Origin of the sequence: Mesorhizobium sp. M0028 (genome assembly GCF_040323855.1) — a bacterium.
In the GTDB taxonomy this organism is placed as follows: Bacteria; Pseudomonadota; Alphaproteobacteria; order Rhizobiales; family Rhizobiaceae; genus Mesorhizobium.
Window position 1 is genome coordinate 48,481 of record NZ_JAMYVG010000004.1, and the last position, 20,126, is coordinate 68,606.

Consider the following 20,126-nt stretch of genomic DNA (forward strand, 5'->3'; position numbering starts at 1 on the left):
GCGCCTATCCACCTCCTCCCACAAGGGGAGAAGGGGAAACCTTACCAAACAAGGACGAACGAATGGACATGCTGGACGAAGCGGCTGAGAAGCCGAAGGACGACGCCGACGTCAGGGTCGGCCGGCGCGTGCGGGCGCTAAGGCTGGAGCGTAATCTCTCGCTGGCCGAACTTGCAGCCAAAGCCGGCGTCTCGATCGGAGCGCTGAGCCAGATCGAGCGCGGCATGTCGTCATTGCGGGTCCGAGTGATCTGGCCGCTCGCCGCCGCCCTCGACATCGAGCCGTCCGCGCTGATCGCCGACGGCAACGACGCCGGCAACGATCTTTATTGTGTGCGCGCCAACAGCCGGCGGCAGATCCCGGTCAAGTCGGAAGGCATTGCCAAGGCACTGCTGTCGCCGCCGGCCGCTACGCTGACCGGCATGCTGGTGACGGTGGAGGCCGGTGGCGGCACCGCCGAAGCCTACGCCCATGCAGGCCATGAATTCGGGTTCGTCCTTTCGGGCGAGGTCGAGCTGGTGGTCGATTCGACCAGATACGGCCTGAAGGCCGGCGACAGCTTCGCCTTCAAGAGCACCTTGCTGCATGCCTTCCGCAATCCGGGCAGCGAGCGCTGCCAGATCCTGTGGGTCAACACGACCAAACCGTCCGAGGTTCGCGATGGCGCCTGATCCGCTCGTCCGGCTGGACAAGGTCTCCAAGATATTCCCCGGCAGCATCGTCGGGCTCGATGCCGTCGATCTCGATATTTCGCGCGGCGAGTTCCTGACCCTGCTCGGACCATCCGGCTGCGGCAAGACCACCAGCCTGCGGGTCATCGCCGGCTTCGAAAGCCCGTCGAGCGGCAAGGTTCTGCTCGAAGGCCGCGACATCAGTGCGCTCAGGCCCTTCGACCGTCCGGTCAATACCGTATTCCAGGACTACGCGCTGTTCCCGCACATGAACGTCGCCGAAAATGTCGGCTTCGGCTTGTCGCTGCGCAAGCTCTCCGGTGCCGAACAGGCAAAGCGCGTCGGCGCAGCGCTCGACATGGTCGGCCTTGCTGAAAAGCTCGGCGCCCGCGTGTCCGAATTGTCGGGTGGCCAGCGCCAGCGCGTCGCGCTTGCCCGCGCCATCGTCTGCGAACCGCGCGTGCTGCTGCTCGACGAGCCGTTGTCGGCGCTCGATGCGCATCTGCGCGAACAGATGCAGGTCGAATTGAAGCGACTGCAGTCGCGCCTCGGCACCACTTTCGTCATGGTCACGCACGACCAGACCGAGGCGCTGTCGATCTCTGATCGCATCGTCGTCATGAACAAAGGCCGCATCGAGCAGATTGCGCCGCCGGCGACCCTCTACGACCGGCCCGCCACCAAATTCGTTGCCAGCTTCATCGGCACGATGAACCTTCTGCAGTCGCGCTTCGTCGGCCGTGACGGCGAGCGCTTGCGGTTCGCCGCCGGCGCCCTGCCGCTGGAAGCGGTTTCGGAGACGGGCGAACTGCCTGGCGAGGGCACGGTGCGCACCATCGGCGTGCGTCCGGAGGACCTTTTGGCGACGACAGAGGCCGCGGCCGGTACTGCACCGGTGCGGGTGAACAGCATCGTCTTTCACGGCCGCACCTTGCGCCTTCATGCAGAGCTGGGGCAGGGGACACAGGTGGTGATCGACGCGCCGCGCCGGGCGGAGGGTTTTCAATTCAGCGTCGGCGACGTGGCGCATATCAGCCTGCGCCGTGGCGCCAACTGCCCTATGCTGTCCAGCTAGGCAACGGCCGCGAATACGCCGACCGGGCGATCCACGATTTCCTCGAGATCAAGGGCATCATCGGCTACGGCGCCTGAGCCATCAACATACGGCCGACCGAAATGTGGTTGCGAGCATTGATGCTGCCAGCACCAGCGCTCGTATCATTTCCGTTGATTTGTTCTCTTTTTGTTCTATTCTGCTTGGCTGGGCGGGAATGGCTTTTTAGAGGAGCAATGACATGAATGAGCTGCCCGCATTCAGGATCACCGAAAACGGCCAAGCCGTTTTCAACTGGCAGGAACTGGATCGGCGCTGGAACGACCGACTGTTCTTCGCCATTCTTCTTGAAAGCACGATCGCCGTGCCGCTTGCACGCCGGGCAGCCGTCTGGCGGCGAGAATCGGGACTGCGAGGGCAAGCGTTTCCGGCAGAACGCCTGCACATCTCGCTTGTTGGGCTCGGCGATTATGATGGACTGCCGGAGGAATTGGTCGAAATCGCCCGCCACGTCGCCTCGATGGTCCAGGCGAAACCTTTTGAAGTGTCGTTCGATCGGTTGTCGGCTTTCGGTGGCGGTGTTGGTGCTGCGTGGCAGCGATGGCGTCCCGCCTCTGCAAGCGTTCTGGCGCAATCTTACCGCCCTGATCGCCGACAGCCCGCTGAAGCCCTTCGTGGGGAGCTCCTTTGAAGCTCATGTTACATTGCTTCGTGACAAATTGCGGGTTCAAAGGGTTCGCGAACGGGCGATCGAACCGATCAACTGGACCGTACGTGACTTTGTGCTCATCCGCAGTCTGATCCGGCAAGGCCGGTACGACGAGCTCGGACGCTGGCGGTTGAACGGCCACGACGATTCCGTGGCCGCAATGTGAGTGCGAAGCAGGGTCGCCTCAGATCGTCTTGAGATAGCCGGCCAACTGATCCGCCACCGTGCCCCAGCCGTCGTAAAAGCCCATCTCCTCGTGGCTGTTACGCGTGGCTTCGTCGCGGTGGATAGCGGTCGCGGTGTAGCGCGTCGCCTCGCCCTGCGATTGCAGCGATATGACCGCTGTGATGAATGGGTCGCCTGACGGCCGGTAGCCGGGCAGCAGCGCATCGGTCCACACCAGCCGCTCGTTCTGGACGATCTCGAGGTAGCAGCAACGCCTGTCGTTGACCTCCTTGCCGTCGGGCGACTGCATGCGGGTGCGGAACAGACCGCCGGGCCGCAGGTCGATCTCGCAATCGGTGATGATCCACGGCTTCGGCGTGAACCATTGGCGGACATGCTCGGGCTTCGTCAAGGCCGTCCACAGCAGTTCTCGTGGCGCCTCGATCGTCCGTTCGAGCACGAGGTCGAGCTTCGGATCGGGTTGAAAAAACGCGACCATATTCATCTGTCTGTCTCCTTGAGTTTCAGCACGTAGTCGTCGAACTGGTCGAGACGGCGCTCCCACAGCGCCCGCTGGTCGGCCAACCAGTTTTCCGCGAGCTTCAACGGCTCCGGCGCGAGCCGGTAGGTCCTGACGCGGCCTGCCTTCTCCGAATGCACCAGCCCGCAGCCTTCCAAAACCCGGAGATGCTCGATGAAGGATGGCAGGGCCATCTCGAACGGCTGCGCAAGCTCGCTGACCGAGGCGGGGCTTCGGTTCAGTCGCTCGACCACGCGTCGCCGGGTCGGATCGGCGAGCGCCCGGAAAATGCCGTCGATCGGCGGGGGGCTTTCGGTCTGCAGGCTCGTCATGGTCATTTCCTTGCCTCGGCCATTCCGCGTGACCAGAGTTGGCTTAGAAAACACTTAGGGAAAGTCCTTACTATTGGCAAGCGCCAAAATCGCGGAGCCCGGCGAGGCCGCTGGAAAAGTGAGAGGCGCGGTTTTAGGGTGCCGTCAGATTCGACTGGTCCGAGGACGCGTTTTGACGATCACAATGTACGGCATCACCAATTGCGATACGGTCAAGAAGGCGCGTTCCTGGCTGGCGAGCCACGATGTTGCCTATCGCTTTCACGACTACAGGGCAGACGGGCTTGACGCGGATCGGCTGAACGGCTGGTCAGGCAAGGTCGGCTGGGAAATCCTGCTCAACAAGGCGAGCACGACGTTCCGTGAACTGTCGGACCAGGACAGGATGGGTCTGGATGAAAAGAAGGCCAAGGCGCTGATGCTGGCCAAGCCGACGATGATCAAGCGTCCGGTGCTGGAACTTGGCGAGCGCATCCTGGTCGGCTTCAAGCCTGATGTTTATCAGCAGGCGGTGCGTGGGAAATAGGACCGACCCGCCGCGATCCGTCGCGCCCCCCTCTGTCCTGCCGGACATCTCCCTCTCTAGTGGGGAGATTGGATGTCACTTCGGCTTTCGCTAGTCTCCAAAGAAGGGCGCTTTCGGCGAAGCTGCCAATCTCCCCCCTTGAGGGGGAGATGTCCGGCAGGACAGAGAGGGGTGCTGTCCCGCCGGCATGCCGAATTGAGCGCTTCTACTCACGCAAATAGCTCGCCAGTGCCACCGCGTTATTGTGCTTCTCGTCATGCGCGCCGTAGAGCAGCGTCACCCGGCCTTCACGGAGCAAGGCGCGCAGTTCCGCAACCGCCTCGCCGTTCCGGTCGAGCTCATCGCGGTATCGCCGCTGGAACTCCGACCAGCGCGCCGGCTCATGGCCGAACCATTTGCGCAACGCATTGGTTGGCGCGATGTCCTTCAGCCATAGCGTCAGCGCCGCGTCCTGCTTGGCGATGCCGCGCGGCCATATGCGATCCACCAGCACCCGCTGCCCATCATCGGGCGCCGGCTGCTCATAAATGCGCTTGACCGCGAGCTCCATTGCCAACTCCGCTGGGCCAGCAGGCGCCGCTGCTTGCTGGCCTTCGCTTAGAGATCCCGGGCCTAAACCCACTCGCCCTTGCGCATCACCGGCACGCGGCTGTCGTCCTTATGGACGCCGTCTATGTCGATCTTATCCGAGCCGATCATCCAGTCGATGTGGATGAAGCTCTTGTTGCCGCCGCGCGCCGCGATCTCCTCCTGGCTGAGCGAGGCGCCGTCGACGAAGCACTTAGAGTAGCACTGGCCAAGCGCGATGTGGCAGGCGGCGTTCTCGTCGAACAGCGTGTTGAAAAACAAGAGCCCGCTCTTGGCGATCGGCGAGGAATGCGGCACCAGCGCCACCTCGCCAAGACGGCGCGAGCCTTCATCGGTGTCGAGCACCTTCTGCAGCACATCCTCGCCCTTCGTGGCGTTGGCCTCGACAATGCGCCCCGCCTCGAAACGAACCGCAATGCCGTCGATCAGGGTACCCTGATAGGACAGCGGCTTGGTGCTGGTGACATGGCCTTCGACGCGCCTTGCATGCGGCGTGGTGAAAACCTCTTCGGTCGGGATGTTGGGGTTGCAGGTGATGCCGTTCTTGGCGGTCGAGGCGCCGCCCATCCACTCGTGGCCATTGGCCAGCCCGACGGTCAGGTCAGTGCCGGGGCCGGTGAAATGCAGCGCGTGGAAATTGTGGCCGTTCAGCCATTCGGTGCGGCTCTTCAGCGCCGCATTGTGCGCCGTCCAGTTGCCGATCGGGTCTTCGACGTCCACCCGCGAGGCGGCAAAGATGGCGTCGGCAAGCTTGGCCACGGCGACGTCTTCGGCGTCGTCCGGGAATACCTGCTTGGCCCAGGCCTGATCGGGATAGGCGACGATGTTCCAGTTGATGTCGAAGCCGGTGATCTTCTCCAGCGCCGGCTGGTAAGCCATCGAATTCGCCTTGTTGGCACGCGCCACCTTTGCCGGGTCCTGAGAAGAAAGCAGCGACGGATCCTCGCCGCGCACGGCAAGCCTCGCCGCATTATTGGCGAAGGCTTTTGCCATGCCTTCAAAGAGCCAGCCGGCGGCGCGGTCGAAGCCGGCGTCGGCGCCGTAGCGGAAGCGCGCCAGCGTGATCTCGTCATCGTTGAAGATCGGCGTCACCAGGCCCGCACCTGCCTTGTAGGCGTGCTCGACGATCCGCCGCGTCAGAGGCAGCGCGGCGATAGACGAGGTCAGCACCAGATCCTGCCCCGGCTGCAATTGCAGCCCGACCTTGACGGCGACCTCCGCCAGCCTGTCGAGCTTCACCGGGTCGATGCTTGCGGAAACGCCGCGCGAATGTGTGGTCATGATCCTGCCTGCCGTGATTGGGGACTGTGTCTTACATAGACCGGCGCTACCGACCTTTCCACTCTGATGACGCCGGCAGCCCTAGGCCGTGAACTCATAAATTGGGGGACTGGGATCGGTGGGAAACGGACGCTCCGGACTTCCTGTACTGGGCGGCTTGGATAGGTGCCATGGTCGTCGAGGTCTGACGACCCTTATTTCAACCGCACTCAGTCGCGGTAGCGCAGCGTTTCCAGCACGAGTGCGAAAGCCGGCGAGTGTTGGCGCCGGCTTGGATAATACAGGTGATATCCCGGCCGAAGGGGGCACCAGTCCTCAAGAACACGCACCAGGCGACCCTGTTCGAGTGGGTAGGTCACCAGATCCTCGGGCAGATAGGCGAGCCCGAGTCCTTCAAGGCTGGCCTGACAGATCATCGCGAGGGTGTTGAACGCGGCGTGTCCTTGAACGCGCACCTTGAACTCCCGCCCCTCCTTGCGAAACTCCCACGGTGCACAGCCGCCTGTGGGCAGTCGCAGGGGTATGCACGCATGATCGGCAAGGTCTTCAGGCGTGACCGGACGGGAGCGGCTTGCGAAGTATGAAGGCGCTACCACAACCGCCATGCGGAAGTCTGGCCCAACGCGCGCCGAGATCATGTCCTTGTCCACCTGTTCGCCAAGCCGTACACCCGCATCGAAGCGATCGGCCGCAATGTCTGCCAAGCCGTAGTCGTGGATAATCTCGACCCTGATGTCGGGATAGTCGCGCATGAGCCCGACCATGGCGGGCCAGATGATGGTCTCGCCGGCATGCTCCACGGTGGTGATCCGGACTGTGCCGGCCGGCTTGTCGCGCAGGGCGCTGAGGGCGGCAATCTCGCTTGCGATCTCATCTAACTTGGGAGCGATGCTTCGAAACAGGCGATCCCCCGCTTCGGTTAGCGAGACGCTGCGGGTCGTGCGGGTCAGCAGCCTAACGCCGAGGCGCTCTTCCATCGTCCGGATCGAATAGCTCAGAGCCGACTGCGACACGCCGAGCATGGCGGCCGCCTTGGTGAAGCTGCGCTCGCGGGCGACGGCGATGAAGGTCAGGAAGTCATCCAGGCTGTCGCGACGCATTCATCAATCCCCCTTCTAAGCTCATGCAAATTATACCATCTAATTGCATGCCGCTAAAGGAGCTAACTTCCTGACATCAAGGCCAGACGGTCAACCGGAGCAACTCTCCGCGCAATGCCTACCGTCCAACTGGCCCACTGAAGGAGAACAAAATGAAGAAGGTAATCGTGGGCGCGCTCACCGCTCTCACCATGATCGTGAGCCCGGCCGCCTTTGCTCAGGAAGCGACGGGCGCCGTCCCCCGCGCCTACATGATCGGCAGCTATGACATCAAGGATCAGGCGGTGTTTCAGCAGTACATCGAAGCCGCCTCGCCGCTCGTCACCCAGTATGGCGGCCGCGTGATCGTCTACAATCCTAATGTCACTGCCATCGAAGGAAGCTCGAGATCGGTGATCGCCATCGCCGAGTTCCCGAGCCTTGCTGACGCCAAGCGCTACTACAACTCGCCGGGATACACGGCGGCCCGGCAGTTTTTTACCAAGTCGACCGAAGGATTTCGCATCATCACCGAAGGCGCCGGCCTTCCGCAGTGATGCAGTCCGCTAGCGGATGGATACCAGCATGGGACGTCAGCCCATGCTGGCCATCCGTCCGAATTCGAGGCCGAGCTGCGGCCTAGACAACAGGAGCCCAATATGAGTGTTTGGTTCATCACCGGCGCAGGCCGGGGCCTCGGTCTGGATATCGCCAAGGCCGCGTTGGCGGCGGGCCACAAGGTGGTGGCAACCGGCCGCAACACGGAAAAGGTCGCAAGGGCCGTCGGAAAGTCCGAGAACCTCCTTATCGTCAAGCTGGACGTGACGAGCGCGGCCGACGCCGAAGCCGCTGCCCAGGCAACGCTTGACCGGTTTGGCCGCATCGACGTGCTGGTCAACAATGCGGCGAGTTTCTTTGCCGGGTACTTCGAAGAGTTGACCGCCGAACAGATGCAACTGCAGCTCAGCACCAGCCTCGTCGGTCCCATGAAGGTGACGCGGGCCTTTCTGCCAGCGATGCGCAACCAGCGGTCCGGCAGGGTCATTTCGATCTCCTCGACGGCCGGGCTGATGGGTTTCGAGTTCTGCTCGGCCTATTCAGCCTCGAAGTTCGGCCTCGACGGCTGGATGGAGGCGCTGCAGACCGAAGTCGTGCCGTTCGGCATCGAGACGATGATCGTGAACCCCGGCTTCTTCCGCACCGAGCTTCTCACGGAAGAGTCGACCAACTATGCCGCGCCTTCCGTCGAGGACTACCATGAGCGGCGGACGGCGCAGATCGCTTTCTGGCGTTCTCAAAACGGCAAGCAAGGGGGTGACCCCGCCAAGCTTGCGCGCGCCCTGATCACGCTCGCGGCTGGGGACGTGCTGCCCCACCGTTTCCTTGCCGGTGCCGATGCCATTGCCACGGCAGAGCAGAAGATTGCCATTCTGCAGCAGCAGATCGATACCTATCGCGAGCTGTCGAGTTCCCTCGCCATCGACGACAACGGCCGCAACTAACGACCCCTGCGGAACGTCCGGACTTGCCGTGCTGGTGGCTGAACACCATTGGCACTGCAATTCCGAGGTCAAGACTTCGTGGCTGCGGCACTCCCAAGACCACCTGTGAATTGATCAAATACGTCCGCTAAGAGGTCGATTGTCGACTGGCGGCTTTCCTATTGCAGAGGAATCTGATTCCAGACTCTGCATGAGCCGATATGACCTGACCGACTTCGAATGGCACGTGATCAAGCCACTTTTGCCCAAAAGGCCACGAGGTGTGCCGCGTGTCGATGATCGGCGCGTGCTATCACCAAAGTCCATGACGGCAAGGTGCAGATGATCGACACCTCTATTGTTCGCGTCCATCAGCAGGGCGCGACGGCAAAAAAGGGGGATCGAGATCATTGTCTCGGTCGTTCCCGAGGCGGGCTGACAACCAAAATCCATGCTCTTGTCGACGCCAAAGGCATGCCGATCAAACTGATGCTCACGGCAGGTCAGATGAGTGACATTACCTCGGCCGCGGACCTGATCACGGATTTGCCGGAGGGTGCCATGCTACTCGCCGACAAGGGCTATGATGCCGACGCCTTGCGCAATGCGGTCAGCGAGCGAAAAGCATGGGCCAACATCCCGCCCAAGGCCAACCGCAAGGACCCGATCTGCTTCAGCCCCTTCTTGTATAAGGCCCGCAACTTAGTTGAGCGCTTCTTCAACAAAGCGAAGCAATTCCGCCGCATCGCAACCCGCTACGACAAGCTGGCTGAGAACTATCTTACCGCGCTCAAACTCGTCGCAATCCGCATCTGGCTACGCGGTAATGAGTCTACGTCCTAGCTGGCCCTCTCGAGCGATCTGAACTGCGCCATCGTCGCCTCGATCTCTTCGCGCATCCAGGTCTTGAAATCCCTGACCTTGCGGCTTTCGCCCTTGCTGGCCGAAGTCACCAGCCAATAGCCGAGGCCGCTCTGCGCGCGTACGCCGAACGGCGCGACGAGCCGGCCGTCGGCCAGTGCGTCGGCGGCCAGCAACTGCCAGCCGAGCATGACGCCGTGACCGGCAATCGCCGATTCCAGGCACAGCATCGGATCGGTGAAGCGCGCGCCCTTCATGAAGGTGACCGGCTCCACCCCCGCCGCTTCGAACCAGCTCCCCCAGCTGATCATCGATCTTTCGTCGGTGATCGCACAGGTCAAAGCAAGGTCCTCGATCGATTTCAGCTTGCTGGCGATCACCGGTGCACAGACCGGAAACACCTCCTGCGCCAGCAGCAATTCTGCCCGCCCGCCCGGCCATTTGCCGTCGCCGAGCCGGATGGCGACGTCGATGTCCGAGCGATCGAGATCGGCAAGCCGCACCGAGGCATCGATGCGCAGGAGCACGTTCGGATGGCGGGCGAAATGCCGCGACAGCCGCGGCAGCAGCCATTTCGAGGCGAAAGCCGGCGCCACCGAAACCACCAGCGTGCACTCCGAGCTTTCATCGGCAAGCGCTACCGCCTGTGCGAGCTCGCGGAAGCCTGCGCTGAGCCGCGCGGTAAAGACGGTGCCGAATTCCGTCGCCACCAGGCCAGCTGGCGTTCGTTCGAACAGCGCCCGGCCGAGCTGCTTTTCGGTCCGGTTGATCTGCTGGCTGACGGCGCTGACCGAGACGTTGAGCTCGCCGGCCGCCGCCGCGAGCGAGCCCAGGCGGGCGACGGCTTCGACGGCGCGCAAGCCGTTGAGATGGACACGGTTCAGCATAGCCATACAGTTTTTCTAAACTCGTACGGCTTAAATCTCAATTGCCAGGCGCTGCCGAATGCCGGATTTTAGGTGGGTTACTCAGAGTGAGGAGGCAAATCCGATGAAGATTTTATCATGGCTCGGCGCCTTTTCCCCAATCGGAATGCAGCCACACCGGCATGACAGCGAGGCCACCAACTGGGTGACCGATCCGCTGTCGCATCCGGTGCTCGACACCATGTCGGAGCGCGAACTCGCCGACATGCCGTTCAGGCTGACTGCGGGTCGTACTCACTTTGAGACGGCCCCGCCAAGGACCTGCTGCGGCTAAACAAGGACTTGCTGGCACTTCAGGCGAGCCAGCCGCCGACGCGGCCGCGAACACTTCTGGCCCAATAAAAGGCGGATTGTCTCACTGGCAGGCGCACCTATGGTGCACCGCGATGAACATCGCTTCGCCCTTGCGTCTGGCAATCGCCGGCATGATCGCCCTGGCCGTCGCCATGGGCATCGGCCGCTTCGTCTATACGCCGATCCTGCCCGGAATGATGGAAGAGCTCGGCCTGTCGCCGGCCGATGCCGGCTGGATCGCATCGGCCAATTATCTCGGCTACCTCGTCGGCGCGCTTGCCGCCACCGGCGGCTGGGCGCAAGGCCGCGAGCGCCAGCTGATGCTGGCCGGCCTCGCCGCCACTGCGATCCTCGCCGGCCTGATGGGCCTGACCGGCACGATGCCCGTCTTTCTCCTCATCCGCTTTCTTGCCGGCCTCGCCAGCGCCTTCGTATTGGTCTTCATGACCAGCATCGTTTTTGGTCATCTCGCCGCAGCCGGGCGAAACGACCTGCAGGCGCTGTATTTCGGCGGAGTCGGCCTCGGCATCGCGGCGTCTTCGGCGCTGTTGGCAGTCCTCGTCACCGAACATGCCGGCTGGGCTGCGGGCTGGCTGTGGTCGGCGGTGATTTCAGCCTGCGGCTTTGCCGCCGTCGCCTTGCTGGCCGGCGGCACCTCGGCCGCGAACAGCACCACCGGGAGCGAGCCGGCATTGCCGACACACCAGTCGCTGGTGAAGATCATCGTCGCCTACGGCCTGTTCGGCTTCGGCTACATCGTCACGGCAACGTTCTTGGTCGCCATCGTCCGCCAGGGCGGCGGCGGCCGCCTCTTCGAGGCTGTGGTCTGGATGGTCACCGGACTTGCCGGTTTTCCCTCGGTCTGGCTGTGGCAGAAGCTCGCGGCTAAAATCGGGCTTTATGCCACCTACGCCCTTGGGTGCCTGGTCGAGGTGGTCGGCGTCAGCGCCAGTGTCATCATGGGCGGGCACACAGGGCCGCTGCTCGGCGGCCTTCTTGTCGGCGGCACCTTCATCGCCATCACCGCGCTTGGACTGCAGACCGGCAGGCAGCTTGCTCCGCAAGCACCACGCCGGATGCTGGCGGTAATGACGGCCGCCTTCGGCCTCGGCCAGATCATCGGCCCGATCGTCGCCGGGATGCTTGCGCAGGCATCGGGTAACTTTTTCCTTGCCTCGATCGTGGCCGCCGCCGTCCTGCTCGCCTCCGGCGCGATCGCCTGGTCGGCTGCGCCAAAATCGCCATGATTATGGTCTTGCTCGGCACCGGGCGTCGGGTAGCGGGCATTTTCTTTCCCACTAATGTGTGACTTTATGCCCGCTGAACAACGCCGCTGATTTGCGCATCGAGCGAGGATTTCCCCACAGTGTTTGTATCCTTCTTCCCGCAGCCGAAGCTGTTCTTCAGTTCGCTGGCCGTCTGGAGCCTTGCCGCTATCCTGTTCTGGTTTTTCGGTGGCGGACAGCTGGGCGCTGTGTTCGGCTTGCCGCCAGCTGCGGCTGATGCACCGCCCATTATCGGTATCGCCGTACTCTGGTCGAAGCCGTTTCTGTGGTTCTATCTCTATTTCGCTTTTTGCGTCGCCGTCTTCTATGCATTCTGGAGCTGGTATGCACCGCATCCGTGGCAAAACTGGTCGATATTGATCAGCGCGGTCATCCTGTTCCTCATCTACTTCAATGTGCAGGTCAGTGTCGCGGTCAACGCCTGGTATGGGCCTTTCTTCGACTATATCCAGGGATTGATGTCGGGGACTATTAAATCCACCGACGCAGAGTTTTATGCCGGATTGGCCAGCTTTTCATGGCTCGCGCTGATAGGAATGAATGTGCAGGTCGTCAATGCCTTCATCGTAAGTCACTGGATATTCCGCTGGCGCACCGCGATGAACAATTACTTTGTAGAGAACTGGAGCAGGCTCCGCCACATCGAGGGCGCCTCACAACGCATTCAGGAGGATACGATGCGGTTCTCGCAGATCATGGAAGATCTGGGTTCCAGCTTTGTCCAGTCGATCATGACCTTGATCGCATTCCTGCCGGTGATGATCCAGTTGCAGAGCCATATCAGCGAACTGCCAATCGTCGGTGCGATTCCGCAGCCACTGGTCGTTGCCGCGCTTGCCTGGTGCCTGTTCGGAACGATTTCGGTTATGGTTGCGGGTTTGAAGCTGCCTGGGCTGCAATTTCGCAACCAACGTGTCGAGGCTGCTTATCGCAAGGAACTCGTCTACGGCGAGGATCATGCGGACAGGGCTCAGCCTGCAACCACTGCCGAGCTGTTTTCCAAGGTCCGTCACAACTATTTCCGGCTGTACTTTCATTATATTTATTTCAATGTGGTGCGTTACACCTACCTGCAGGCCGACAATATCTTCGCCATGCTGATCCTTGGGCCATCCTTCGTGGCTCACAGGATAACTTTCGGACCCTTCCAGCAGATTTCCAATGCGTTCGGCCGAGTAACAGGATCGCTCCAGTTCCTGCTCACATCCTGGTCGACCATCGTTGAATTGCAGTCGGTGCACAAACGCCTACGCGCCTTCGAGGCGACGCTGGAAGGGGAACCGCTGCCTGAAATCGACCAGCGCTATCTGGAACGTGAGCAAGCCGGCTTGCGCCCTGAGGATCAACCGGTAAGCTGATGATGGCGGGCGGCGATCACTTGGGCTCAGCCGCCCACCGCCGCCTGCCTTTCGCCACGCCGTGAAACATAATCGCGAAAACTAACGCACTCGACGTCCGCTTTGACGCAGACCTCGCCGGCAAAGCGTTCCAGCGCGTTCCAGTAGGCGCCGTCATTCATTAGCGTGAAGTGGAAGCCGAGCTCAAGCGGAATGCGCTTGCCCTGGTATTGCGCATCGAAGGCGGCGCGGAACGCGTGATAGGTCCGGTCAGCGAACTCTTCTGCCATGCTCGGCCGCTCGAAGCCGCCGGAATGTCTGACATAGAGATTGTAGTCCATGGCGATCACCCGCCTTGAGCTCGGCCCTTCCGGGATCTGCGGCAGCGAAAAGCGCGTGATGCCGTTGACGGTCGGCGGCTCGACCGGCCCGCGCGAAACGCCGCTTGCGTCGAGCAGGAAACCGGCCGCGGGCAGCGCCTCGTAAAGCGCCTTGTTTGCCGACAGATAAGGCGCGCGAAACCCGACCACCGATTTGCGGGCGAAATCGCGCCAGCCCTTCGGTTCAGCAGCAATGCCGTTGATCGAATAGGCGTTTTCGAGAACATGCCTGAAGGCGCCAAATTCGCTCAGCCAGTCGGCCTTGCTCCAGTCCTTGCCGTCGAAATGGCCGCAGCCATGGCTGCCGATGTCGTGGCCTTCCGAGGCCGCAAGGTTGATCTGCTCGAGCCGCTCGGCAACTTCCTGTTTGGAGGCGGCAAAGCCGATATTCGATTTGCCTTCTGTCTTGCCGGGTGCGGTGTATTCCTTGCGTGTCTCGGGCGACAGCAGGAACACGCAGGAGACAAAATAGGTGAAATGCGCACCCGTGCGCGCGGCCAGCGCCCGGCTGCGCTGCCACTGCGAAATGTCGCGGGCGCTGTCGAATGAGATGATGACGATCTGCTTCGGTTTTGCCGGCGGCGCCGGCGGGTCGGCAAAAGCCGCGCTGGCAGCAAATGCGGAAAACGCAACAACGCGGGACAAACGGGGCAAAGGCATCTGACCGGGTCAAGGAATGTAGAAGCGACGCCTACCGGTGAAATATGGCACGGGTACGATCGACCTGTCGGCCGCCGTTGGCGGCGACTGCCTCGTGAATAGGCGATTTTCCTGCCGAACCCCTTCCATGCCGGCAAAATTTCGCTAAAACGCGGGCTCATCAACCGCCCCGCCCGGGGGCATGAATGGTTTTGATCATGTCGGACGACAGTTTTATCCGCGAAGTCAACGAAGAGATTCGTCGCGATCAGGCGCATGCGCTGTGGGACCGTTTCGGTCCCGCCTTGCTCGTGCTGGCCGTGCTGGTGGTGCTCGGCACTGCTGCCGTCGTCGGCTACCGCTATTGGGACGAGACCCGCGCCAACCGCTCGGGCGATGCTTTTTCGCAGGCGCTCAAGCTCGCCAATGACGGCAAGAACGACGAGGCGCTTGCCGCGCTGGAGGGGCTGGAGAAGGACGGCTACGGCGCCTATCCGCTGCTCGCCCGCATGCGTGCGGCAACCGTCAAGGCGGACAAGGGCGACGTCGATGCCGCCGTCAAGGATTTCGACGAGGTCGCCGCCGACACCAAGATTCCCTCCGGCATTCGCGACATGGCGCGCCTCAGGGCAGCGCTGCTTCTGGTCGACCATGGCTCTTTCGCCGATGTCTCCAGCCGCGTCGAGGCGCTTACCGCCGACACCAACACGCTGCGCCATACGGCGCGCGAAGCACTTGGCCTTGCCGCCTGGAAGGAAGGCAAGGCGGCGGATGCATTGAAGCTGTTCGACCAGATCGCCGCCGATGACGGCGCCCCGCGCAACACGCGCGAGCGGGCGACGTTGATGTCGGAGCTGATCCGCGGCTCGGGCGGTGTATCGTAACAACGGATGACTTTCAAAGTCGCCATCATCGGCCGGCCTAACGTCGGCAAATCGACCCTTTTCAACCGGCTGGTGGGAAGGAAGCTGGCGCTTGTCGACGATACGCCGGGCGTCACCCGCGATCGACGCGTCCATGCCGCAAAACTCTACGATCTGCATTTCGACGTCATCGATACCGCCGGCTTCGAGGATGCGGCCGCCTCGACGCTGCCCGGCCGCATGCGCGCGCAGACCGAGATCGCCATCCGCGAGGCCGACCTGATCTTTTTCACGATCGATGCCAAGTCCGGGCTGATGCCCGACGACAAGACCTTCGCCGAGATCGTGCGCAAATCCGGCAAGCCGGTTGTCGTCGTCGCCAACAAGGCCGAGGCGCGCGGCGCCCAGGGCGGCATGCTGGAGGCCTGGGAGCTCGGCCTTGGCGAGCCGATCCCGGTCTCGGCCGAACACGGCCAGGGCCTGCCCGATCTGCGCGATGCGGTGATCGCGGCACTGGGCGAGGCGCGCGCCTTCGGTGAGGACGAAGAGGCCGGTGAGGAGGAGGTCGCCGCCAGCGAGGTGCTGATCGGCGAAGACATCACCGACCCGGACGCAGAGCCGAGCTATGACGACACCAAGCCGATGCGCATCGCCGTCGTCGGCCGTCCCAACGCCGGCAAGTCGACGCTGATCAACGCGCTGATCGGCGAGGAACGGCTGTTGACCGGCCCCGAGGCCGGCATCACCCGCGATTCCATCTCGGTCGACTGGGACTGGCATGGCCGCCGCTTAAAACTGTTCGACACCGCCGGCATGCGCCGCAAGGCCAGGATCCACGAAAAGCTCGAAGTGATGTCGGTGCAGGACGGCTTGCGCGCCATCCGCTTTGCCGAGATCGTCATCATCGTGCTCGACGCGACTATTCCCTTCGAGAAGCAGGATCTGCAGATCGCCGACCTGATCATCCGCGAGGGCCGTGCCCCGGTGATCGCCTTCAACAAATGGGACCTTATCGACCATCCCCAGGAGTTGCTGGCCGAGCTGCGCGAAAAAACCGAGCGGCTGTTGCCGCAGGCGCGCGGCATGCAGGCGGTGCCGGTCTCGGCCGAGACCGGGCGTGGCCTCGACAAGCTGATGGATGCTGTCATCAGGACGCATCGCGTTTGGAACAGCCGCGTGTCGACCGGCAAGCTCAACCGCTGGCTGGAAGGCATCCTGGCGCATCACCCGCCGCCCGCCGTCGCCGGACGCCGGCTGAAGATCAAATATGTCACGCAGGCCAAGACGCGGCCGCCGGGCTTCGTCGTCTCCTGCTCACGGCCCGACGCGATGCCGCAATCCTATGTCCGCTATCTCTCGAACAGCCTGCGCGAGGCTTTCGACATGCCCGGCGTGCCGATCCGCATCGCCTTGCGCACCTCGGACAACCCATTCGCCAGCAAGGCAAAGAAGCGCCGCTGAGCGCCACTTCTCCTCTACGCCACGTTGCGCAGGACAGGCGCTGTTTGCGTCTGCGGCAACGCTTCCAGCGCCGCCTGCAGCAGGATGTCGCCAAGCCGCGCCGCCACCGGGTCGGGCTCGGCCTCCTTGCGATGCAGGAACAGCGCCATCTTGGGCAAAGCGGGCAGCCCGGCGATCCCCGGCGTCATCGCCCTGACGGTGGCCGGCAGGCCGATATCGGTGCGGATCGTCAGTCCGAGCCCGGCGGCGACGGCTGCCCAGATACCGCCAAGGCTCGGGCTGGAGAAGGCCATCCGCCATGCCAGACCAGCGCGGTCCAGGGTTTCGGTCGCCACGCTGCGGAGCAGGCACGGCGCTTCGAGCGCCACCAGCGGCAAAGGCTCGCCATCGCGCAGGCTGGTCTCGATCTGTTTTGCCGGGCCGATCCAGCGCATCTGGACGTCGGCGACATGCCGGCTGTAGGGCAGCGTCGCGCCATTGTGCCAGGCAAGCGCGATATCGAGGCTGCCCGAAATGATCCGTTCGGCAAGCTCGTGGCTGCGTGCGATCCTGGCTTCGATCTTGACCTTGGGATGGGCGCGGGCGAAGCGCCCGAGCACCTCCGGCAGGACCGCCTCGCCGAAATCCTCCTGCAATCCAAGCCGCACCCAGCCCTCCAGCTCGACGTCGTGGATGGCGGACGCGGCCTCGTCGTTGAGCTCGATCAGCCTGCGCGCATAGCCCAGCATGGTCTCGCCTGCCTCGGTCAGCGCCAGGCTGCGCCCCGACTTGCGGAAGATCGGCGTCGCCGCCTGCTCCTCCAGTTTCTTCAATTGTGCGCTGATTGCCGAGGTCGAGCGGCCGAGCCGGTCGGCGGCCTTGGCGAAGCTGCCCAACTCCATACCGGTGACGAAGCTGCGCAGGACGTCGAGATCGAATGTCACGCGTCGCATGGCAATAATCCTGATATTTGGGACATTACGTCAAAAACTTCCTGATATTCAGGACGAAGCTATGGCGATAGAGACAGCGCGTCAAGACCGAACGCAACCAGCCCATGCAGGAGCTGAACCATGTCTGCTGTCGCCACAGGACCAGATTGCAAACCGCTTCGCCCAGGCGCCGTTGCCGCCCCGTCGGAAGCGGCGGCACTTCGAGCCAATCATCGCTGGAAGGTGCTGGGCATCGGCGTCGCCGCCAATGCCTGCTTTTCCGCGACCTTCTCCGGCATTCCGGCGACGGCGGTGTTCCTGCGCTCGGGCTATCATCTCTCCAATGGCGAACTCGGCATGGCGCTTGGTCTTCTCGGCCTGGGCGTAGCGCTGAGCGAATTGCCGTGGGGACTGCTGACCGATCGCTGGGGCGACCGCCGCGTGCTGCTGACCGGGCTCGGCGCAACCGCGGTTTGGCTGCTTGTCATGGCCGCGCTGATCGTGCCGTCACCGGCCCACATTCCTGGCATCGCGCTTCTCGCCGCTGCCCTGCTGGTCACCGGATTGCTCGGCGGCAGCGTCAACGGCTCCAGCGGCCGTGCCATCATGGCCTGGTTCGGCGAAGGCGAGCGCGGCTTTGCCATGAGCATCAGGCAGACAGCGGTGCCGCTTGGCGGCGGGCTTGGCGCGCTCGTGCTGCCGTCGCTCGCTTCGGCCCATGGCTTCACGGCGGTCTTCGGACTTCTGGCGGCTGCATCCGCCGTCTCGACCTCTCTCGCCTGGCGCTGGCTGCATCAGCCACCGGTGCATGACGATACCAATTCGAGCAGCACGGCATTGCCGGCCGGCCCGGCGCCGCTGCGCAACCCGGCCGTCTGGCGCATCGCAACAGCCATCGGCCTGCTGTGCTTTCCGCAGGTGGCGGTGCTCACCTTTGCTTCCGTCTTCCTGCATGATTTCGCCGGCATGGGAACAGCCGTGATCAGCGCCAGCCTCGCCACCGTGCAGGTCGGCGCCATGGTCATGCGCGTCTGGAGCGGCCGCTACACCGACCGTCACGGCAACCGCCGGTCGTTTCTGCGTCTGTGCAGCCTGTTGAGCCTGATCGCCTTCACCGTGCTTGCGGCGCTCGTCTTGTTGGCGGCCCAATTCTTGTCAGGCCAGGTGCCGATGCTGTCGCCGGCGATCGTCGCGATGCTGGTCATGGCCGGCATTTGCGTCTCCTCCTGGCATGGCGTCGCCTACACCGAGCTTGCGACGCTGGCCGGCGCGAGCCAGGCCGGAACGGCGCTCGGCCTCGCCAACAGCCTGGTCTTTATTGCCTTCTTCCTGGTGCCGATCGCCATTCCCGGACTTCTCGTGCTCTGCTCGTGGGCAGGCGTCTGGCTGGGTGCGGCTATTTGCGCACTGATCGCCTGGCCGATCTTTCTTCCGTCAAGCGATGGCCGCAAAAGCGCCTGACTTCGACATGAGATGGGAAAACAACGTTCTAAGCTGTTAACGCCCCATCAAGGTTAATGCATCATTGTAGCTCTCCAGTGGGGTCCGTTGCGTTTCTGGAGAGTTCCGTGCATCGACGTGTTTTGACGCGGCTTGTCGCCGCCGCCGGTGACAAAAAACGTTCCTTCCTGTCTCCGTTTATTATTGGCCTTGGCATCTGGATCGGCTTTCCGACGGTCGCTGCCTATCAGGACATGACAAGCCTGGTCTCCGGCCTTGAGGCGCCGAGCGTCCGCTGGAACGCCTATGTCGAGAAGTCCGTCGCCGGCTCCGTTCACGCCGCCGAAATGCCCTTCCTCGATTCCAGCAGCACCGGCTCGCTCTCCGGCTCCGGCGTCCAACTGCCCGGCATCGGCTCCGTCTCGTTTCGCGGCAAGGGCGGCATCGCCGGCACGACGCCGGACGAGAACCGTATCACGCGTGCCGACAAGAAGGGCCGCATCATCCAGGTCTCGCCCGTCTCGCCGCCGAAGAACTTCAACGCCGGCTCGATCTTCGAGCGCACCTCCTCACTGCTCCGCCCAAGCATGGACAGCGGCCTGAGGATGGCTTTCGCCAAGCCCGAGATCAAAGGCAAGGAAATCCAGATCGCCGCCGCCTTCCACACGCGCGTCGACAAGAAGCCGGATCCCGGCGTGCCGGCGATGCTTGCCGCGCTGGTCAACAACGATCATCCCGACGTGCTGGCGACCGCCTATGCCTCGTCGGCTCCCGACTATGCCAAGGCATCGCCTTTCGAGGCCTTGCTGCAGGACGAGGACCCGAACGATGGCCGCTTCATTCCACCGCTGAGCAAGGGCGATCATTCTTGGATGCAGACGCCGCTGCCGGCGAGCGTCTTTTCCAAACCGGAGCAGGCCTGTCTCGCCAACGGCATCTATTTCGAGGCGCGCGGCGAATCCGTGCGCGGCCAGGCCGCCGTCGCCCAGGTCATCCTCAACCGCGTCCGCAACCCGGCCTATCCGAACTCGATCTGCGGCGTCGTCTACCAGAACGACAACTGGTTCAACCGCTGCCAGTTTTCCTTCGCCTGCGACGGCAGGAAGAAGCGCATCGACAATCCCGCCGCCTACAAGACCGCCCAGGATGTCGCCATGGCCGTCACAGCCGGCAAGATATTCATTCCGGAAGTCGGCTCGTCGACCCATTATTACGCCAACTACGTCCATCCGGGCTGGGCGAGGACGATGAAGAAAATGACCAGGATCGGCCTGCATATCTTCTACCGCACCTATGGGGGCGGCTGGAGCTGAGTGCTCGGG

The 20,126-nt window shown here is 63.0% G+C and carries 23 protein-coding genes and 1 pseudogene; 15 read left to right on the forward strand and 9 right to left on the reverse strand.

The features are described from left to right. Positions 1-62: 62 nt before the first annotated feature. Positions 63-671, forward strand: a complete 609-nt coding sequence (locus tag NKJ93_RS10625; protein ID WP_352548691.1) for a cupin domain-containing protein — start codon at positions 63-65, stop codon at positions 669-671. Beyond that, the gene (locus NKJ93_RS10630) at positions 661-1,746 is read left to right on the forward strand and encodes an ABC transporter ATP-binding protein (RefSeq protein ID WP_352548690.1); all 1,086 of its coding nucleotides are present in this window, start codon (positions 661-663) and stop codon (positions 1,744-1,746) included. Before NKJ93_RS10625 ends, NKJ93_RS10630 begins: the two co-directional genes overlap by 11 nt. 64 nt (positions 1,747-1,810) lie before the next feature. On the opposite strand, the gene NKJ93_RS10635 is transcribed toward NKJ93_RS10630, so the two are convergent. Further along, entirely contained in the window at positions 1,811-2,236 is a 426-nt protein-coding gene (locus NKJ93_RS10635; RefSeq protein ID WP_352548751.1) for a hypothetical protein, read from the reverse strand. Between NKJ93_RS10635 and NKJ93_RS10640 the strand changes: the two genes are divergently transcribed. Together NKJ93_RS10640 and NKJ93_RS10645 are read left to right on the forward strand one after the other, a co-directional pair. Then, the gene (locus NKJ93_RS10640) at positions 2,135-2,416 is read left to right on the forward strand and encodes a 2'-5' RNA ligase family protein (protein ID WP_352589237.1); all 282 of its coding nucleotides are present in this window, start codon (positions 2,135-2,137) and stop codon (positions 2,414-2,416) included. The two genes, NKJ93_RS10635 and NKJ93_RS10640, sit on opposite strands and share 102 nt — an antisense overlap. Beyond that, entirely contained in the window at positions 2,310-2,600 is a 291-nt protein-coding gene (locus NKJ93_RS10645) for a 2'-5' RNA ligase family protein (RefSeq protein ID WP_352589270.1), read from the forward strand. Before NKJ93_RS10640 ends, NKJ93_RS10645 begins: the two co-directional genes overlap by 107 nt. Positions 2,601-2,618: 18 nt before the next feature. Here the strand turns inward: NKJ93_RS10645 and NKJ93_RS10650 are convergent, their stop codons facing one another. Continuing rightward, a complete protein-coding gene (locus NKJ93_RS10650; RefSeq protein ID WP_352589240.1) occupies positions 2,619-3,098 on the reverse strand; it encodes an SRPBCC family protein in 480 nt (159 codons plus the stop codon). A 2-nt stretch (positions 3,099-3,100) separates the two neighbouring features. Next, positions 3,101-3,451, reverse strand: coding sequence for an ArsR/SmtB family transcription factor (locus NKJ93_RS10655; protein WP_352588949.1), 351 nt, complete (start codon positions 3,449-3,451; stop codon positions 3,101-3,103). Positions 3,452-3,623: 172 nt separating this feature from the next. On the opposite strand from NKJ93_RS10655, the gene NKJ93_RS10660 reads away from it, so the two are divergent. After that, complete coding sequence (locus NKJ93_RS10660) at positions 3,624-3,977, forward strand: ArsC family reductase (RefSeq protein WP_352588952.1); 354 nt, start codon at positions 3,624-3,626, stop codon at positions 3,975-3,977. 205 nt (positions 3,978-4,182) lie between these two features. Here NKJ93_RS10660 and NKJ93_RS10665 read toward each other — a convergent pair whose 3' ends face one another. The 3 genes from NKJ93_RS10665 to NKJ93_RS10675 form a co-directional block, all read right to left on the reverse strand. Then, positions 4,183-4,533 (reverse strand): DUF488 domain-containing protein, encoded by a 351-nt coding sequence (locus NKJ93_RS10665; RefSeq protein WP_352588955.1) that lies wholly within the window; start codon positions 4,531-4,533, stop codon positions 4,183-4,185. Positions 4,534-4,589: 56 nt separating this feature from the next. Next, complete coding sequence (locus NKJ93_RS10670; RefSeq protein WP_352588957.1) at positions 4,590-5,846, reverse strand: aminopeptidase; 1,257 nt, start codon at positions 5,844-5,846, stop codon at positions 4,590-4,592. A 209-nt stretch (positions 5,847-6,055) separates the two neighbouring features. After that, positions 6,056-6,946 (reverse strand): LysR family transcriptional regulator, encoded by an 891-nt coding sequence (locus NKJ93_RS10675; protein ID WP_352588959.1) that lies wholly within the window; start codon positions 6,944-6,946, stop codon positions 6,056-6,058. A 152-nt stretch (positions 6,947-7,098) separates the two neighbouring features. Between NKJ93_RS10675 and NKJ93_RS10680 the strand changes: the two genes are divergently transcribed. The 3 genes and pseudogenes from NKJ93_RS10680 to NKJ93_RS10690 all read left to right on the forward strand — a co-directional run bounded on the left by NKJ93_RS10680 (position 7,099) and on the right by NKJ93_RS10690 (position 9,249). Then, complete coding sequence (locus tag NKJ93_RS10680) at positions 7,099-7,482, forward strand: DUF1330 domain-containing protein (RefSeq protein ID WP_352484075.1); 384 nt, start codon at positions 7,099-7,101, stop codon at positions 7,480-7,482. A 102-nt stretch (positions 7,483-7,584) separates the two neighbouring features. Next, entirely contained in the window at positions 7,585-8,427 is an 843-nt protein-coding gene (locus NKJ93_RS10685) for an SDR family oxidoreductase (protein WP_352548684.1), read from the forward strand. Positions 8,428-8,617: 190 nt separating this feature from the next. Then, positions 8,618-9,249: pseudogene (locus NKJ93_RS10690) on the forward strand (IS5 family transposase). Here the strand turns inward: NKJ93_RS10690 and NKJ93_RS10695 are convergent. Then, positions 9,246-10,160: a LysR substrate-binding domain-containing protein gene (locus NKJ93_RS10695; protein WP_352496673.1), complete on the reverse strand. Its 915-nt coding sequence runs from the start codon at positions 10,158-10,160 to the stop codon at positions 9,246-9,248. The pseudogene NKJ93_RS10690 and the gene NKJ93_RS10695 overlap by 4 nt on opposite strands. A gap of 97 nt (positions 10,161-10,257) precedes the next feature. Here NKJ93_RS10695 and NKJ93_RS10700 point away from each other — a divergent pair, with 97 nt between their 5' ends. From NKJ93_RS10700 to sbmA, 3 genes are all read left to right on the forward strand, one after another. Beyond that, the gene (locus NKJ93_RS10700; protein WP_352496674.1) at positions 10,258-10,467 is read left to right on the forward strand and encodes a hypothetical protein; all 210 of its coding nucleotides are present in this window, start codon (positions 10,258-10,260) and stop codon (positions 10,465-10,467) included. Between the two features lie 112 nt (positions 10,468-10,579). Next, entirely contained in the window at positions 10,580-11,734 is a 1,155-nt protein-coding gene (locus tag NKJ93_RS10705; RefSeq protein WP_352588963.1) for a YbfB/YjiJ family MFS transporter, read from the forward strand. Positions 11,735-11,853: 119 nt separating this feature from the next. Beyond that, positions 11,854-13,131 (forward strand): peptide antibiotic transporter SbmA, encoded by a 1,278-nt coding sequence (sbmA, locus tag NKJ93_RS10710; protein ID WP_352588966.1) that lies wholly within the window; start codon positions 11,854-11,856, stop codon positions 13,129-13,131. 26 nt (positions 13,132-13,157) lie between these two features. On the opposite strand, the gene NKJ93_RS10715 is transcribed toward sbmA, so the two are convergent. Then, on the reverse strand, positions 13,158-14,144 hold the full coding sequence (locus NKJ93_RS10715; RefSeq protein ID WP_352589242.1) for a polysaccharide deacetylase family protein: 987 nt from the start codon (positions 14,142-14,144) through the stop codon (positions 13,158-13,160). A gap of 203 nt (positions 14,145-14,347) precedes the next feature. On the opposite strand from NKJ93_RS10715, the gene NKJ93_RS10720 reads away from it, so the two are divergent. Continuing rightward, positions 14,348-15,013, forward strand: coding sequence for a tetratricopeptide repeat protein (locus NKJ93_RS10720; protein WP_352484127.1), 666 nt, complete (start codon positions 14,348-14,350; stop codon positions 15,011-15,013). 6 nt (positions 15,014-15,019) lie between these two features. Next, positions 15,020-16,453 carry a ribosome biogenesis GTPase Der gene (gene der, locus NKJ93_RS10725; protein ID WP_352496677.1) on the forward strand — a complete coding sequence of 478 codons (1,434 nt, stop codon included), beginning with the start codon at positions 15,020-15,022 and terminating at the stop codon, positions 16,451-16,453. 14 nt (positions 16,454-16,467) lie between these two features. Here the strand turns inward: der and NKJ93_RS10730 are convergent, their stop codons facing one another. Then, the gene (locus tag NKJ93_RS10730; protein ID WP_352515631.1) at positions 16,468-17,385 is read right to left on the reverse strand and encodes a LysR substrate-binding domain-containing protein; all 918 of its coding nucleotides are present in this window, start codon (positions 17,383-17,385) and stop codon (positions 16,468-16,470) included. Positions 17,386-17,505: 120 nt separating this feature from the next. On the opposite strand from NKJ93_RS10730, the gene NKJ93_RS10735 reads away from it, so the two are divergent. After that, positions 17,506-18,825 (forward strand): MFS transporter, encoded by a 1,320-nt coding sequence (locus NKJ93_RS10735; RefSeq protein WP_352588969.1) that lies wholly within the window; start codon positions 17,506-17,508, stop codon positions 18,823-18,825. A 107-nt stretch (positions 18,826-18,932) separates the two neighbouring features. Then, positions 18,933-20,117, forward strand: coding sequence for a cell wall hydrolase (locus NKJ93_RS10740; protein WP_023716851.1), 1,185 nt, complete (start codon positions 18,933-18,935; stop codon positions 20,115-20,117). The last annotated feature ends 9 nt before the right edge of the window (positions 20,118-20,126 follow it).

What these genes read in the sequence shown, in the direction of transcription:
- NKJ93_RS10730 (WP_352515631.1), bottom strand. Translation starts at nt 17,385, where the DNA reads ATGCGACGCGTGACATTCGATCTCGACGTCCTGCGCAGCTTCGTCACC.
- der (WP_352496677.1), top strand. Translation starts at nt 15,020, where the DNA reads ATGACTTTCAAAGTCGCCATCATCGGCCGGCCTAACGTCGGCAAATCG.
- NKJ93_RS10650 (WP_352589240.1), bottom strand. Translation starts at nt 3,098, where the DNA reads ATGGTCGCGTTTTTTCAACCCGATCCGAAGCTCGACCTCGTGCTCGAA.
- NKJ93_RS10680 (WP_352484075.1), top strand. Translation starts at nt 7,099, where the DNA reads ATGAAGAAGGTAATCGTGGGCGCGCTCACCGCTCTCACCATGATCGTG.
- NKJ93_RS10700 (WP_352496674.1), top strand. Translation starts at nt 10,258, where the DNA reads ATGAAGATTTTATCATGGCTCGGCGCCTTTTCCCCAATCGGAATGCAG.
- NKJ93_RS10675 (WP_352588959.1), bottom strand. Translation starts at nt 6,946, where the DNA reads ATGCGTCGCGACAGCCTGGATGACTTCCTGACCTTCATCGCCGTCGCC.
- NKJ93_RS10705 (WP_352588963.1), top strand. Translation starts at nt 10,580, where the DNA reads ATGAACATCGCTTCGCCCTTGCGTCTGGCAATCGCCGGCATGATCGCC.
- NKJ93_RS10630 (WP_352548690.1), top strand. Translation starts at nt 661, where the DNA reads ATGGCGCCTGATCCGCTCGTCCGGCTGGACAAGGTCTCCAAGATATTC.
- NKJ93_RS10655 (WP_352588949.1), bottom strand. Translation starts at nt 3,451, where the DNA reads ATGACGAGCCTGCAGACCGAAAGCCCCCCGCCGATCGACGGCATTTTC.
- NKJ93_RS10625 (WP_352548691.1), top strand. Translation starts at nt 63, where the DNA reads ATGGACATGCTGGACGAAGCGGCTGAGAAGCCGAAGGACGACGCCGAC.
- NKJ93_RS10695 (WP_352496673.1), bottom strand. Translation starts at nt 10,160, where the DNA reads ATGGCTATGCTGAACCGTGTCCATCTCAACGGCTTGCGCGCCGTCGAA.
- NKJ93_RS10685 (WP_352548684.1), top strand. Translation starts at nt 7,585, where the DNA reads ATGAGTGTTTGGTTCATCACCGGCGCAGGCCGGGGCCTCGGTCTGGAT.
- NKJ93_RS10720 (WP_352484127.1), top strand. Translation starts at nt 14,348, where the DNA reads ATGTCGGACGACAGTTTTATCCGCGAAGTCAACGAAGAGATTCGTCGC.
- NKJ93_RS10670 (WP_352588957.1), bottom strand. Translation starts at nt 5,846, where the DNA reads ATGACCACACATTCGCGCGGCGTTTCCGCAAGCATCGACCCGGTGAAG.
- NKJ93_RS10735 (WP_352588969.1), top strand. Translation starts at nt 17,506, where the DNA reads ATGTCTGCTGTCGCCACAGGACCAGATTGCAAACCGCTTCGCCCAGGC.